Here is a 12523-nt window from a genome sequence, read left to right on the forward strand (position 1 = left end):
GGTTAACTAAAAAGCAAATCCGATACCACTTTCGTAGCCCGCTGCCAGCGGGCTTTTTTGCAAAATATAAGGTGGAAGTAAAGACAGTTTTCCACTATTAGCCTACTAAATAAATAGACAAAAACCGGATTTGGTGGTTAATGAGGTAGTTATTGGTACACAGGTAAGATTAAATACCAGCTATGTTCGACAAAGTTTCCAAATGGTTTCGTCAGCGTTATTCCAACACTGTAAATAGTATTGCCTTTTATCCGGCCCTCATAGCCATCGGATTTCTTGTCCTTTCCTACGCGGCCCTGCTGCTCGATTTTTCAGATATAGGCAAAAATATTAAGCAGAATTGGGACTTCATTAGCCTCCAGGATGCCAGTACCGCCCGCTCTATTGCCACTACCATTGCGGCGGGAATCCTATCGCTGACGGTGTTCAGCTTTTCAATGGTGATGATTCTGCTGAACCAGGCGGCTTCCAATATGAGCAACCGGATACTTGACAGTATGATCGGCAACCGGTTTCAGCAGGCAGTACTTGGTTTTTATATAGGTACCATTGTGTACGCCCTCTTTCTGCTAAGTACCATTCGGGATATCGACTCGGGCATCTATATACCAGCTCTTAGCATTTACCTGTTAATCCTGCTCACGGTTATTGACATCTTTCTTTTCATTTATTTTCTGCACTACATTACGCAGTCAGTCAAGTACCAGACTATTATTGAAAGACTGCACAGGGAAACGCGGAACGCTCTGGAACATTGCGACCGAAGTAACCCTGAGGAGGATGATTCCGAAATCCGCTTTCCGGACCTCTCGGGAAAGGAAATAAAGCTGAAGGTAGGCAATTATTTTCAGGGATTTGACGAAAAAAGTCTTGTTCATTTTTGCGAGGAAAACGACTTGCTCATTAGTTTTCCCTACACCATAGGTACCTACCTGCTCGCCGGGTCAACCTACATGGTAGTGCAGTCGAACGAGGAGATTACGTCCGAAAAAATAGATACGCTCAAGGTACTGGTTGACTTGCATGCCGGTCAACCCATTAAAAAAAATCCTTACTACGGCTTTGAACAACTGACCGAAGTAGCTTTGAAAGCCCTGAGCCCGGGAATCAATGATCCCGGAACGGCGGTTTTGTCCCTGCACGTGCTGGCCGACCTGCTAACCTATCAGCAGGAGTTTCACCCCCGTACGGTACTGCGCGACAGCAAGGGTCAGGTACGAATTGTGGCCCGGCGTCCTTCGTTTACTGCTTTGATTGAAAACTTCCTGCTACCCATTTGGGACTACGGTAAAAACGACCGGGTACTACGGCAGGAGATGCACCGGATGCTGGAACAACTTGTGACTGCTCTTAATAAGGTGGAAGACCAGGTACCGGTGGTAAAGCTGCTGGAGCTGGTTAAGCAGGCTGTCCGACAAAACAGCCTCAACAGCCTCTCCTATTCCCGCCCCGACTAAGTACTATATTTTTCCTAAACGTTCGAAAGCCGCACTTTCCAAATCTTCCCGGTGGTCAGGGTGGGCTATATTGATCAGGGCCCGGGCCCGTTGCCGCAGGCTTTGTCCAAACAGGCTGGCTACCCCGTATTCCGTCACCACGTAGTTCACGTGCGCCCGGGTCGTCACTACGCCCGCTCCCGGTTTCAGAATCGGGACAATCTTGGATTCGCCCCGCGTAGTGGCCGAGGGCAGAGCAATGATAGCCTTGCCCCCTTCGGACAGCGAGGCGCCCCGGATAAAATCCATTTGTCCGCCCACCCCCGAGTACAGGCGGGTACCTATGGAGTCGGCACTGACCTGACCGGTCAGGTCAATTTCGATGGCACTATTGATAGCGGTTACCTTTGGGTTGGAACGAATCACGGCGGTATCGTTGGTATAGCTGGCCTCCAGCATTACCAGCATGGGGTTATCATGAACAAAATCATACAACCTCCGGCTGCCAATCAGGAAGGTCGAAACCATGCGGCCACGGTATTTCTTTTTCATGGAGCCATTGATGATACCTTTCTCCACCAGATTGATGACCCCATCGGAAAACATTTCGGTATGCAGCCCCAGATTTTTATGGTTGGTCAGGCAGCTTAGGGTAGCATTCGGAATTCCCCCTATCCCTACCTGAAGGGTAGCGCCGTCTTCTACCAGGCTGGCCACATTTCGACCAATAGCCATTTCTATTTCGTTGGGTTGTTTTGGTTCGTGCCCCAGCAGGGGTCTTTCCTCATAGTAGAGGGCACTGAAGCGGCTCACGTGCACCTGAGCATCGCCGAGTGTTCGGGGCATGAGCGGATTTACCATGGCTATCACCTGGCGGGCGGTTTCGACGGCGGCTTTGGTTACGTCTACCGATACGCCCAGCGAGCAGTACCCGTGCAGGTCGGGGGGTGAAACCTGTACAATGGCTGCATCCAGGGGCCAAATACCCCGTCGGAAAAGGAGGGGTGCCTCGCTCAGAAACACCGGAATGTAGCTGGCCCGGCCTTCGGCAACGGCCTGCCGGAGATTACTGCCAATAAAAAGGGCATTGGGATGAAAGGCATCCCTACATTCCGGAGCGGCAATGGGCATGGGGCCTTCCAGGTGCAGGTGGATAGTCTGAACGTCCCGGAGTTCGTCTTTGCGGGCGGCCAGGGCTTCTATGAGCGGGGTAGGCGTAGCGGCGGCAGCCTGAATAAAAACCCGGTCATTACTTTTTATCAGTTTAACGGCCTCTTCGGCACTCGTAAAATTCTGCATGGTACTTGATTCGATGGTAAAGTAGTTAGGGAGCAAAGCAAAAATTATCATGCCGCAAATTGGAGAATCGCCCCCGGGGCAGCTATGAGCAAAATCATGTTTGGGAGTGTTAAGAACCGGAGCTTTTTTTGCCCGTCCGGGGTTATATTTGTAATTTCAACCTAATTTTTTCGTCAAACATGATTGATTTAATAAAAACCTCCCTGGGCCGGTTACGGGTAGTGGGTTTTCTGGAGGGTGTTTCTTACCTGGTCCTATTGGGAATAGCCATGCCCCTCAAGTACATGGCAGGTATGCCCGAGGCCGTTCGGGTTACGGGTATGGCCCACGGTATTCTGTTTGTGATGTACGTGCTCCTGGTGGCGCAGGTAGCTTATGAGTTGGGTTGGTCCTGGAAAAAAATTACCCTGGCCCTGGTCGCCTCGCTCCTGCCCTTTGGTACATTTTACGCCGACATAAAGTGGTTCAGGTAGGGTTTAATTGGGAATGAGTAAATGGTGAATGAGTGATTGTGTCTCTAAAATGGCACTTATCTCTCTTCCCCTGATTTAACAAAGACACATTTGAAAATTTTATTCTCTCAATCTCTCACTCCCTCATTCTTTAACTAAAAAATGAAAGGCCTCCGGGATATTCTCCTTCTGGGCGACGACCGCCTCTACCAACGCTGTGAACCTCTCCACCCCGGCGAGATGGAGTTGATTAAAACCATGGTGGCTGATTTGCACAATACGCTTTTTGAGTTCAGAGAGAAGTACCGGGCTGGTCGGGCTATTGCTGCTCCCCAGTTAGGGTACATGAAGCGGCTTATTTACATGAATATAAATAATCAGCCCACTGTCTTTATCAATCCGGAGATTACCTTTCAGAGTGAAAAAACCATGGAACTGTGGGATGACTGCATGAGTTTGCCGAATCTGCTGGTGCGCCTCCGGCGCCACCGGCAGATTCGTATCCGCTTTTACGACCTGGACTGGCAACAACAGGAATGGGACCTCAGCGACGACCTGTCGGAACTGCTCCAGCACGAATACGACCACCTGGACGGTATCCTGTGTACCATGCGGGCCATTGATGAAAAGTCGTACCGCTGGCGGGCTACGCCTGAAAAGTAAACTCCGCATTATATACTTTTCTATTACTCGTTAAATTTATTAAAAACTAATACTATATTCTGCCAGGTTACCATTTGTCACTTAATACTTCGGTTTGTTCTAGGAGTATAAACCAATTCTTCCGAGCTTTGCTTTTCAACCAGTTTCTCAGCATAGTTTTTAGAAAAGTGCAGCAACGTTTACTACTCTTATTCCTCTTTGCCCTTTCGCTAATGGGGCCCGTTCTGGCCCAGAAGCCCAACGCAAACTATAAGTACCACATACATAAAGCCACGTCAGATATAAAAATAGACGGTGTGATGGAAGAAGAGGCATGGCAGTCGGCCGAAGTAGCCAGCAACTTCCACATGATTCAGCCCATGGATACCAGCTATGCCCGCGCCCGGACCGATGTACGCATGGCCTACGATGAGCAGAATCTGTACATCCTGGTTGTAAACTACAAACCAATTCCGGGTACGTTAATCGTAGAATCTTTGAAGCGTGACTTTAACTTCGGAAAGAATGACAATTTCCTCCTCTTCATGGATACTTTCAACGACCGTACCAATGGATTTTCGTTTGGTGCTAATGCGGCGGGGGCGCAGTGGGACGGGCAGCAGCACGACGGCGGGGCCGTGGACCTGAGCTGGGAAAATCGCTGGTTTACAGCCGTAAAGAACGAAGATGATAAGTGGATTTGGGAAGCGGCTATCCCTTTTAAAAGTATCCGATACAAGCCCGGTATTACCGAATGGGGCGTTAACTTCAGCCGCCTTGACCTGAGCATAGCCGAAAAATCGGGCTGGGCACCGGTACCCCGGCAGCTTGCCTCGGCCTCTTTGGCCTATACGGGTGTGCTGGTTTGGGATCAGCCACCACCAAGTCCGGGACCCAACATATCGATTATTCCGTACGTAGCTACCCGCTTCAACCGGAATTTCAGTCGGGACAAAGGTATGGGTCGCTCTTTTGATGCCGGAGGTGACGTAAAGATTGGTATAACTCCTTCCATGAACCTGGACCTGACGGTAAACCCGGACTTTTCGCAGGTTGACGTGGACGTTCAGCAAACCAATCTGGACCGGTTCGAGCTGTTCTTTCCGGAACGCCGTCAGTTCTTTTTAGAAAACGCTGACCTTTTTGCCAATTTTGGCTACTCTACTATCCGGCCTTTCTTTTCCCGGCGTATAGGCCTGGGAGTACCAATCCTGTTTGGTTCGCGGCTGAGCGGTAAACTGGATAAAAACTGGCGCCTGGGTTTACTGGATGTTCAGACGGCCGCCCAGGATGACCAACCCAGCAACAATTATGCGGTATTTGCCTTGCAGCGGCAGGTACTCGCCCGGTCAAACGTCCGCTTTATGATGGTCAATAAAGAGGCTTTTAACTTCAATCCGGAAATACACAGGTTCCACAGCCGGTACAACCGTAACGTTGGGGGAGAATTTAATTTAGCTTCTGCCAGTGACGTTTGGGCCGGAAAAGTTATGCTCCTTAAGTCTTTCAGCCCCGACCGACGGGGCGATGATTTTGCTCACGCGGCCAACCTCAATTTTAATAAGGCCAATTTTTTCTGGCGCTGGCAACACGAATACGTTGGCTCTAACTACAATGCGGAGGTAGGTTACGTACCCAATGCCGCCCGTAATGGGTATTTTAAAATTAACCCAAGTATCGGGTACCTGTTTTTTATCAAATCACCCAAAATCATTAGTCACGGGCCCCGTATGTTTGCCTCCACCTTCTGGGACAAACAACGACAGTTGAGCGACAACGAAATAGTATTCATATATAATGTTAACTTTATAAACAGGGGCTCGGCTTCGGTTTGGGCCGCCTCCGACTACGTGAGGTTGCTCAGGCCCTTCGACCCGACCAATTCGGGCCGGGAGCAGCTGGCAACCGGTACCGAACACCGCTGGACTTCCACCGGATTTAACGTTATATCCGGGCCACAGAACCTCTTTACTTACTCGGTCAGCGGACGCTTTGGTGGTTACTATGCCAACGGCTCCCGAACTAACTTCAGCAATGAGTTAGGGTACCGGTTTCAACCGTACGTAGCCATTACGCTCCGAAGCGACTACAACGACATACGGCTTCCCGCCCCCTGGAACCGCACGCAATTCTGGCTGGTTGGCCCCCGGGTTGATGTGACCTTCCGGAATAACCTGTTTCTGACTACCTTCCTGCAGTACAATAAACAAGCTGATAACGTCAACCTTAACACCCGCCTGCAGTGGCGTTACAAGCCAGCCTCAGACTTGTTTGTGGTATATACCGACAACTACCTGCCGGAAAACTTTATGGTTAAAACCCGCGCGCTGGTTATCAAATTTACGTACTGGTGGAATGTCTGATTTCTGTCATCCTTTACCAGACAGTTGACCTGGATTCGCAGGGAAATTTGATGTGGTACCCAAATGTATACAACTGGGTACTTTAAGCCGGTAAATACCCATTTATCAGCCGCATTATGTATACAAATTTCCGCAATATTAATAGAGTATCCAGCTTAAAAACTAACAATTAAAGCTCCCATCTATTTGTATATCAACTTATTGTACCCAAACTCGTCAAAATACTGACCATTAGCATAACAATTTAAATAGAGGTAGGTATAACTTACTTTCTATCTATTATGAAATCAATTGGTCAGGCATTCTGCCTGTTGGCAATAATCCTGGTAGGTACTACTGCCTGTCAGCATACAGCCGTTGAAAGAACAGATGAGAATCTGATAAAGGAACTGGGCGAAAGAGAAGCCTACGAAAAGTTACTCAACTACGGAAAGTCAATTGGTATCAACACCGAAAAGTTTGCTTTTCGGGAAGCCAATGCTCCCGTACTTGGACTACTGGAAGAAATTGGATATGGGCATAAACCCGCCAACATCAAGTACATCAAGAAAGAGAACGAAGCCGACACTGCGGTTATTCGTCAAGTAGGGTGGAACCTGGTAAACGACGAACCTAAAGAAATGGCTGAATTGGAGCCAATCATGGCTTCCTTAGAACCGCCTTATGATTCGTACAGACAGTTAAAGAACCATTATAAGCGACTGCAGGGTGAAAACAAAGGCGACAGTGCCGCTATTGTTGCCGCTTCTCTGAATGCCTACCGCTGGATACACCGGCAAGCCCGGCAGGCGGAACGGCTGGTCATGGTGAATATTCGGGGTGCTTACCTGAAAGGAATTGATGCTACGGGCAAAGATGCCATGAACATGCGGGTAATTACGGGGAAAAAGGATACGCCTACACCCTCCATGGATACCTATGCCACCCAAATCATCACCTATCCGTACTGGAACGTTCCCACAAGTATTGCTACCAAGGAAATGCTTCCTAAAATAAAGAATGACCTGGGCTTTCTGGAAAGAAACAAGATTGAGGTTATTAATGGTCAGGGGGAACGGGTAGAACCTGGTGAAATTGACTGGTATAGCCTGAGTGAGAGTGATTTTCCGTATCGATTCCGGCAGGATACCGGAGAGGATAACTCGCTGGGTCTTCTGAAAGTCGATATCGAAAACCCCCACGCTATTTATTTGCACGATACCAACGCCCGGTACCTTTTTGCCAAAGATCAACGGTGGAGAAGCCACGGTTGCGTTCGGGTCCAGCACCCGGCAGATCTGGCCAATTTTATGGCCGGTGAAAAGCTACTGGAAAATGAGTTTCTGGAAGATCCAAAGGAAGATCATCCTCCGAAAAGCCACCCATTCAGCAAAAAGGTACCAGTGTTTCTGTTTTACCTGGGAGCCGATATCAACGAAGCTGGCCAGCTGGTTTATTTCGAGGATGTTTACGGCTGGGACAAGCGTACCGCCTGATCAACGTTAATGGGGTCCAGTCCGGCCAGCAATGTAGAGGTACTGAGGTACTTGGCATCCGGATAATACAGGAACAAACCTGCTCCGCCGTTCAACAAACCGATTAAATTCTGATGGTCGGCCATTGAGATGGCGGGGCAGCCAAGGCTGCGGCCCAGACGACCGGTACGACGAATAAAATCTTCGCTTACGTAGTCGGCACCGTGCATAACAATGGCACGCTGAAGCGCCTGATCGTTGATACCTTTTTCAAGTCCTTCCAAACGAAGCGAAAGGCCATGCTTACCCTGGTAAGTACCCAGCGTGCGGTAAAATCCAAGACTTGACTGGTAGGAAGAATTTACGTTGGAAAATTGCTTTGCGTACTCATTGCCGGAGTTGCGACCGTGCGCTACGTGGGTATTCAGGAGAATTTTCTTAGTACTCAGGTCAATTACGTACAAGCGCTTTTTACAGGAAGACTGACTGAAATCGGCAATGGCAATAATGGGTTTACGCAGGTTCATCTTTTGAAAACCAGCTAACGCATAACGAAAAGTTTCTTTGGATAAACCCAGCTTACTCAGTTCCAGCGACTCGTAAAGAGCAGCCCATTCAAGATTTTCGGGGGAATTTTTGGGAGTAGTTACTTCAATTTCGTTATCAATAGTACTTATGTTGTCCTTTACAGGAGAGGGAGGAGTTGTATTAACATTTCTGAAACCAAACAAAACACCAAGTGTTATTACGGTCATCACCAGCACTACCAAAGCCTTCTTCATGTACAGAGATTTTAATTATTAAATACTTTTTGAATACAATTGCACTTTTTCCTTTAACGCTCTTTCAGCCCCCAAGCTTGTCCTGCTGCTACCTTTTCATCCGTCTTTTTGAAAGAGAATCAGTTTTTATACTTGTTTCCTTTCGGTATACTCCTAATTTTCAGGAGCTTAATTACTATATACAAGCGGGTACATACTGTCAACAACGATTCTAAAAAGAATGGTTCCCCAGGCTGTTTACTGTTGGTACAAATAGCTTTTTTACAATTTGTGCTGGAATTTTTTAATATCTATAAATCACTTCGTTTAAAGCAGGGGGTAAAATATAAGGAAGTTGGAGGCCTTTCACCAGTCCGTTTGTACTTTTGTCATCTGAAAAATTTCGTAGTCAACTTGTGTCTGAAATATCCTATACCACCGACCGTTACGCCTTTTTGCGTTCCCTCCGGCTTTTTTTTACCGATCCACACACGCGGGCTGTCGGATTAGTATTCGCTACTGATAGTTTGATGTTTGGCAGCTGGGTAGCGCGTATTCCCTATCTAAAGTACAATTTAGGGCTTAACGACGCCCAGCTGGGACTTTCGTTGTTTATTATGCCCATTGGCTCCGTACTTGCAAATCCTTTTTCGGGTAAATTAATCCGTCGGTTTGGTTCAGCCCGGGTTTGTTTGTGGAGCGCTTTTGGCTTTTTTCTGAGTGTACCTATCCCTATAAACGCTTCTAATGTGTATGTGATGGGAGCCGGCATGGCCATGATGGGTGGGTTTGCGGCGGTACTTAACGTCGCTATGAATACCTGTGCTTCTAACCTGGAAAAAAGTAAGGGGGTTCGTATTATGGCTGCCTGCCACGGTATGTGGAGCCTGGGAGGAATGCTGGGCAGTGCCCTGGCGGGTTTGCTCATCTGGGCTGATGTAAGTGCCTCGTTTCACATGATGCTGATTGCCCTGTTTCTGTGTACGGTAACCCTGCTGCTTCAACCCTTCCTGCGCGAAATACCGGAAGAAAAAAACATAAGTGGTACCTCGTTTGCCCGCCCCACTCCTACCCTGCTTATCCTGATATTCATTGGCCTGACCGTCTCGATGGGGGAAGGGGTATCGTTCGACTGGAGTGCCATATACCTGCGCGAAATTGCCCACGCTACTCCCTCGGTTTCGGCCCTGGGCTTTGGCTGTTTTGCCCTCACCATGACCCTGGGACGCTTCCTGGGCGATACAATTATACCGCGCTACGGCGAAAAGAAGCTGCTAATTTGGGGAGGGATAATTGGTGCCGCGGGAATTTTTATTTCCATCGCACTACCCTTTCCGCTCACTACTTTGGTAGGTTTTCTGATTCTGGGAATTGGCTGCTCGCTGGGTGCCCCTATGCTTTACGCCATTTCGATGCGCCAGCCCAATACTCCACCGGCGGCGGGATTGGCTACGTTTGCTACCTTCAGCTTTATGGGATTTATGGCCGGTCCGCCCCTGATTGGCTTTGTTGCCGAAGCCTACGGTCTCCGTTATGGATTTGGTTTAGTGGCGCTCCTGCTGCTGATGGGGGCTATCATGAGCCGCTGGGTCCGGACCTAAGTACTTAAAAAATTTACCGCTTTCGGCCCAGGGTAATGAGTACCACCCCCGACAGGATAATTAAGCCGGCAATCAGGGACTGGCCCGTCAGGCTTTCACCAGCGAAGGCCCAGCCGAGCAGCATGGCCACCACCGGATTCACGTAAGCGTAGGTAGACAAAAGCTGAGGGGGCGCGTTGCGGGCCAGCCAGGCAAAGGAAGAAAATCCAATGATTGAACCAAAAATAACCAGGTAAATAAGCGCGCCAATGGCCTTGGTAGGTGCATAGCTGATACTCACCAGCGTAACCGGTTCCACTACCAGGCTAACCAGTAGTAACAACCCTCCCCCGACCAGCATCTGCACCGCGCTGGAAACTATCTGGGAAGGCAGCGATACCCGTCCCGAAAGCAAAGTACCCGTAGCCCAGGCCAGATTTGTAATCATAATGATACTGATTCCCACCCAGCTTTCGGCTGAAGTAGCTTTGAATCCGCCGGGCCGTACCAGCAAAAATATACCCACCAACCCAATCAGCAAACCCGCAGCCGCCATTTTGGTAGGTTTAACCTTACTGAATGTCATCCAGTTAAGTACCATGATGAACAGAGGCAGCATACCGCCCAGCAGAGCGGCTATTCCGGTAGGAATATACTGTAAAGCAATGGTGAGTCCTCCGTTGGCAACACTCAGTAGCAATATCCCGATCATCCCGGCCGACAGCCATTCCTTTCTGGTAGGGCGCGCGTGACCGGTCAGGCGGGCGTAGGGGTACAGTATGAGCCCGGCCGTCAGCAGGCGGCAGCCCGCCATATAGAGGGGCGGCATGCGCTCGGTCATGAAGTGGATAAACAAATAAGTAGAACCCCACAGCGTGTACACCGACAGCAGGTTCAGCACCAGTTTTGTGCGGGAAGAGTTGAAACTTGGAGATGGAGAAAATGCCATACACTCAGGTACTTTACCAATACGTATATGACCCTAAACGAGTCCCTTGCAGCGGGTAGTTCCTGAGTAGCAGAGATATTTCACAAAAAAAATATTATTGAATTTTACTGATACTAACCATAACTTTTCTGCCTCCGCCACCCAAACATTTAGTACTATTCCAATTAATAATAGACTTCCGTTGCATTGGTTTTCAACTGGTCAATCAGCATGCTGTACTTTTTGTCAAGGCTGCCCTTAAGAAATGGATTTCCCCGCAGGTAAAGCTTCTCTAATTGCTTTAATGCCAGCAGCGATTCGGGAAACTCATGCAGGTTATTTCCTGAAATGTCGAGTTCCTTTAAGGTGGTAAGTTTTCCTATCTCCCCCGGAAACGTGGTGTACCAGTTGTACCCCAGGTCCAGAAGACGCAGCTGAGGCATTCTAGCCACCCCATCGGGCAGGGTACTTAGCCGGTTGTGGTGGGCATACATGACCTGCAGCCGCCGGAGCCGATCCAGGCGTTTGGGTAGTTCGGTCAGTTGGTTATGCGATACCGCCAGGTAATTCAGCCGACGCAGTTTCGTAACGGAGGGCGGAAGTTGTACCAACTGGTTATAGTACAAATCTATAACCTCGAGGCGGCGCAGTTTCCTGACGCCTTTGGGTAACCGGGTCAGTCCGCTTTGGTAAAGATTGATATCGCGTAAGTACCGCAATTGCCGAAAGCTGCCGTTGGAAAGTTCCGTGAGTTGGTTACCTCCAATCCAAAGGCTGGTAAGGCGGCGGCAGGAGCGCACGGCATCGGGTATGTCCGTAAAAAGATTACGCTGAATATTAAGTATCTGAATCGAATTGTTCCGGCTAATGGTCAGACTCTCGTTTGTAAGCTTATTTTCGCGCAGGTCTACCTTCTGGAGCCGGGGCAGCCGTTGGGCATCGATATAAATAGTGGTGAGCTGGTTAGCGTGCAGGTCCAGTTCTTCCAGGTTAGGAAAGCGATAAATAACCGCAGGTAGCTCGGTTAAATTCAGCTGGTTCAGAAACAGCTTTTTTACTTTCAAGGTATCCGAAAACGTCAGGGCATCGTCAACGGTGGCCAGGGTGCTGTCGCCGGTACGTACCTTGCGGGTAGACCAGTTAGGTACTGTTTTGAGCAGATCATTTGGCCGGGTGCCAATGGCAATGCTGAACCCAAAGCGGTACGCCTGCCCTTTGGTATTTTCGAATTTCCAACCGACCAGTCCCTCAGTGAGTTTAGTCTTCACGGCCTGCCGTAACGAGTCAAGAGCGGGGTGATCTGCAATGATCTGATAAATCAGGTAATCAATCTTGCCCTTTTCATCGGCGTACAAAGTACCCATCAGGTAAAAGCCCGGGTTGGGCGTACCTTTAAAAAGCTTTACTATTTCCTCCTGGAAGGCATTAATGGCCCCCATACCTCTTTCATTGATCCGGTAGCCCATATACTGGTTGCCCAGTACCTGCTCATCAATGCCGTTGCGAACCGCTTCTTCCCGCGTCAAAACGCGGCTTTGGGCGAACGAAGTACCCATTGTCAGGGTCAGAGCTAGTACAAGCAGAGTTTTCATACCGGCAACGTATAGT

Annotated in this window: 10 protein-coding genes; 6 read left to right on the plus strand and 4 right to left on the minus strand. The window is 49.0% G+C overall.

From position 1 onward, the window contains the following. Positions 1 to 182 precede the first annotated feature (182 nt). A complete protein-coding gene (locus tag VGN67_RS16815) occupies positions 183 to 1457 on the plus strand; it encodes a DUF2254 domain-containing protein (protein WP_327488016.1) in 1275 nt (424 codons plus the stop codon). 3 nt (positions 1458 to 1460) lie between these two features. On the opposite strand, the gene VGN67_RS16820 is transcribed toward VGN67_RS16815, so the two are convergent. Beyond that, positions 1461 to 2735, minus strand: a complete 1275-nt coding sequence (locus VGN67_RS16820) for an acetyl-CoA hydrolase/transferase family protein (protein WP_327488419.1) — start codon at positions 2733 to 2735, stop codon at positions 1461 to 1463. A 179-nt stretch (positions 2736 to 2914) separates the two neighbouring features. Here VGN67_RS16820 and VGN67_RS16825 point away from each other — a divergent pair, with 179 nt between their 5' ends. The 4 genes from VGN67_RS16825 to VGN67_RS16840 all read left to right on the plus strand — a co-directional run bounded on the left by VGN67_RS16825 (position 2915) and on the right by VGN67_RS16840 (position 7667). Beyond that, the gene (locus VGN67_RS16825; protein WP_327488017.1) at positions 2915 to 3208 is read left to right on the plus strand and encodes a DUF3817 domain-containing protein; all 294 of its coding nucleotides are present in this window, start codon (positions 2915 to 2917) and stop codon (positions 3206 to 3208) included. Positions 3209 to 3349: 141 nt separating this feature from the next. Continuing rightward, positions 3350 to 3850 (plus strand): peptide deformylase, encoded by a 501-nt coding sequence (locus VGN67_RS16830; RefSeq protein ID WP_327488018.1) that lies wholly within the window; start codon positions 3350 to 3352, stop codon positions 3848 to 3850. 212 nt (positions 3851 to 4062) lie between these two features. Beyond that, entirely contained in the window at positions 4063 to 6192 is a 2130-nt protein-coding gene (locus VGN67_RS16835) for a DUF5916 domain-containing protein (RefSeq protein WP_327488420.1), read from the plus strand. 281 nt (positions 6193 to 6473) lie between these two features. Beyond that, positions 6474 to 7667, plus strand: a complete 1194-nt coding sequence (locus tag VGN67_RS16840; protein ID WP_327488019.1) for a L,D-transpeptidase family protein — start codon at positions 6474 to 6476, stop codon at positions 7665 to 7667. Here VGN67_RS16840 and VGN67_RS16845 read toward each other — a convergent pair. Beyond that, positions 7640 to 8428 carry a murein L,D-transpeptidase catalytic domain family protein gene (locus tag VGN67_RS16845; RefSeq protein ID WP_327488020.1) on the minus strand — a complete coding sequence of 263 codons (789 nt, stop codon included), beginning with the start codon at positions 8426 to 8428 and terminating at the stop codon, positions 7640 to 7642. The two genes, VGN67_RS16840 and VGN67_RS16845, sit on opposite strands and share 28 nt — an antisense overlap. Positions 8429 to 8823: 395 nt before the next feature. Between VGN67_RS16845 and VGN67_RS16850 the strand changes: the two genes are divergently transcribed. Next, the gene (locus VGN67_RS16850; protein WP_327488021.1) at positions 8824 to 10008 is read left to right on the plus strand and encodes an MFS transporter; all 1185 of its coding nucleotides are present in this window, start codon (positions 8824 to 8826) and stop codon (positions 10006 to 10008) included. A 13-nt stretch (positions 10009 to 10021) separates the two neighbouring features. Here VGN67_RS16850 and VGN67_RS16855 read toward each other — a convergent pair whose 3' ends face one another. Next, entirely contained in the window at positions 10022 to 10936 is a 915-nt protein-coding gene (locus VGN67_RS16855; RefSeq protein ID WP_327488022.1) for an EamA family transporter, read from the minus strand. A gap of 164 nt (positions 10937 to 11100) precedes the next feature. Beyond that, the gene (locus VGN67_RS16860) at positions 11101 to 12507 is read right to left on the minus strand and encodes a leucine-rich repeat domain-containing protein (RefSeq protein WP_327488023.1); all 1407 of its coding nucleotides are present in this window, start codon (positions 12505 to 12507) and stop codon (positions 11101 to 11103) included. Between the last annotated feature and the right edge of the window lie 16 nt (positions 12508 to 12523).

It is taken from the genome of Telluribacter sp., assembly GCF_035998675.1.
Lineage (GTDB): Bacteria > Bacteroidota > Bacteroidia > Cytophagales > Spirosomataceae > Telluribacter.

What these genes read in the sequence shown, in the direction of transcription:
- VGN67_RS16815 (WP_327488016.1), top strand. Translation starts at nt 183, where the DNA reads ATGTTCGACAAAGTTTCCAAATGGTTTCGTCAGCGTTATTCCAACACT.
- VGN67_RS16820 (WP_327488419.1), bottom strand. Translation starts at nt 2,735, where the DNA reads ATGCAGAATTTTACGAGTGCCGAAGAGGCCGTTAAACTGATAAAAAGT.
- VGN67_RS16825 (WP_327488017.1), top strand. Translation starts at nt 2,915, where the DNA reads ATGATTGATTTAATAAAAACCTCCCTGGGCCGGTTACGGGTAGTGGGT.
- VGN67_RS16830 (WP_327488018.1), top strand. Translation starts at nt 3,350, where the DNA reads ATGAAAGGCCTCCGGGATATTCTCCTTCTGGGCGACGACCGCCTCTAC.
- VGN67_RS16835 (WP_327488420.1), top strand. Translation starts at nt 4,063, where the DNA reads ATGGGGCCCGTTCTGGCCCAGAAGCCCAACGCAAACTATAAGTACCAC.
- VGN67_RS16840 (WP_327488019.1), top strand. Translation starts at nt 6,474, where the DNA reads ATGAAATCAATTGGTCAGGCATTCTGCCTGTTGGCAATAATCCTGGTA.
- VGN67_RS16845 (WP_327488020.1), bottom strand. Translation starts at nt 8,428, where the DNA reads ATGAAGAAGGCTTTGGTAGTGCTGGTGATGACCGTAATAACACTTGGT.
- VGN67_RS16855 (WP_327488022.1), bottom strand. Translation starts at nt 10,936, where the DNA reads ATGGCATTTTCTCCATCTCCAAGTTTCAACTCTTCCCGCACAAAACTG.
- VGN67_RS16860 (WP_327488023.1), bottom strand. Translation starts at nt 12,507, where the DNA reads ATGAAAACTCTGCTTGTACTAGCTCTGACCCTGACAATGGGTACTTCG.